Below are 2,281 nucleotides of genomic sequence, written 5' to 3' on the forward strand. Positions count from 1 at the left end.
CGGTTGCGATGTTGAACCGCAGGCTGGTGGTAATCCGTAACTCATGGCAAAGTAATCTCCCTTTATGCTTTTCAGACAGCAAAAGTACATAAGAGTTCAGGAGCCTGAATTTCCAGACCCTTTGGAGTTCAATATTGCTGGCTCATTGGCCAGACTCTTATTTTCGCCGCAGGCGCTCAGGTTGGCTGTGCCAGATGCTTCACCTTTTGAAGAGCTATCGCTTCGGTGATTCGCCAATCATTGTCAGTTTTAAACTTCTCTACCCTGCCGGGGTCAAGGGTGTGAGCTTTATTGAACCATTCCCTCCATACCTCTTCACTGAAATCCATCATTCTGAGACAGTGCGCTTTTTGCGAACAAGCGCCTGCGCTCAAGGGGTATTTCTTCAATGCGGATTCCACATACTCAAGCGCCTTTTTAAGGTTATCTTGTCCTGACTCAGGGTCATCATCCGCTATCTTTCGAGTAGCCAGCCTGAAATAATGGATCGAGGTTAACAGCAGTGTATTGGCACTTTCCTGATGGGCCATCATCATTTTCATAAATCTTGCTGTCCCGGCTTGCAGACTCAGCAGTGCCAATTTACATTCGCTCGTTGGGTAGACATCACAGCAATGCTTAATCAGTCTTTGGGCCCGTTCGTTTTTATTCATCATCTGCCAGAGACGTACCAGGGCCAGATCAACATCGTGATTTCCGCTGGGCCTGCACAGGTCTTCCTCATTGTCATCGGGCTGCTTGCCTATCATGTTCAGCAACAGTTTTTCACACAGTTTATAGTCGCCCATTACCTCCCAGGTTCGCACCAGGGCCATGTCAATCAGAGGCTGCCCACAGGGTTGGCACAGTAATTCTTCAGTGGCTTTGGGGGGCTTGCCACTCATGTTCAGCAGCAGTTTTTCAGACCGTTTATTCTCGCCCACTATCCCCCAATATCTCACCAGAGTCAGGTCGATGTTAAAATCGCCACAGGGTTGGCACAGCTCTTCCTCACTGGCGAGGGGAGACTTGCCTGCCACGCTAAATAGCAATTTTTTAGCCCATTCATATTTGCCCAGCATCTCCCAATTTCTTATCAGGGCCAGGTCAATATCGTTATTCCCGCAAGGTTTGCACAGGTGTTCTTCATTGCCATTGGGGTCTTTGCCACACATGTTCAGCAGCAGACTTTCAGCCCATTCATAGTTGCCCATATCATGCCAGAGTCGCGCCAGCTTCAGATTCAGATCATAATTTCCGCAGGGTTGACACAGGATTTCTTTGTTTTTGCCGGGCTGCTTGCCAAGCATGTTCAGTAGCAGTTTTTCAGCCAGATGATAGTTGCCCGTGATCTCCCAATGCCGCACCAAAGGCAGATCAATATCAAGATTCCCAAAAGGCCTGCAAAGAACCTCCTCACTGGCATCGGGGTGTTTGTCACACATGTTCAGCAGCAACTTTCCGGACGGTTTGTGTTTATTCATAATTTCCCAATGCCGCACCAAAGCCATATCAATAGCAAAAACCCCAAAAGGCCTGCAAAGAATCTCTTCACTGGCATTGGGGTGCTTGCCACTCATGTTCAGCAGCAGTTTTTCAGTCCGTTCATGCTTTCCCATTACCTGCCAGAGTCGTGCCAGTGCCAGATTAATTTCATTATTTCTACAGGGCTTGCAAAGGAACGCCTCGCTGTTATTGGATCGCTTGCCACTGATGTCTAACAGTAACTCTTCAGCCCATTCATACAGGCCTCTCTCCTGTAGGAGTCGCGCCAGGGCCATATTGATGGTACGGAGTTGTTGATACAGAGTTTTTGCTGTGGCTCTGTATGGATTCGACTGCAGTGCGTTGGTCAGCTCTTTTTTCATGTTCACCAGGAGTGTTTCAGTCATCTGGTGTTTTTCCATAAACTGCCACAGTCGGGCATTGGTAATATCAGCGTCGAAATTGTGGGAATGCTGGCAAAGAATCTCTTCATCAGCATCGGGATTTATGTTTCTCAGTCTTAACAGTCGTGTTTCAGCATCCGAAAGCAGTCCAAGTGCCTGTTCACAGCGGCTCAGGGTCAGGTCAAGGTTAGGGATTTTGGAAGCCCCGAGTTCAGTCAATGGTTCTTCCAACCTGAGTTCTTGCAGACGAGAATAGGCTGCTTTCTGCTTTTTTGGAGTTTGTTCTTTTAGCGATCTTGCCAGCCCTATGACAGAGTTTTGGTAATCGGCCTGGCTGAGTTGGTCCTCGTATTCTTGCAAGATGGCCTGAAATTTTTCTTCTGCATGGCTGAAATGTTGGTTTTTCAGTGCTT

At 47.9% G+C, this 2,281-nt stretch carries 1 protein-coding gene; it reads right to left on the minus strand.

The window, feature by feature from the left end:
* Positions 1 to 176: 176 nt before the first annotated feature.
* On the minus strand, positions 177 to 2,281 hold a 2,105-nt coding region (locus KDK16_RS00130), incomplete at its 5' end, for a hypothetical protein (protein WP_257274152.1).

It is taken from the genome of Endozoicomonas sp. SESOKO4 (assembly GCF_024606275.1).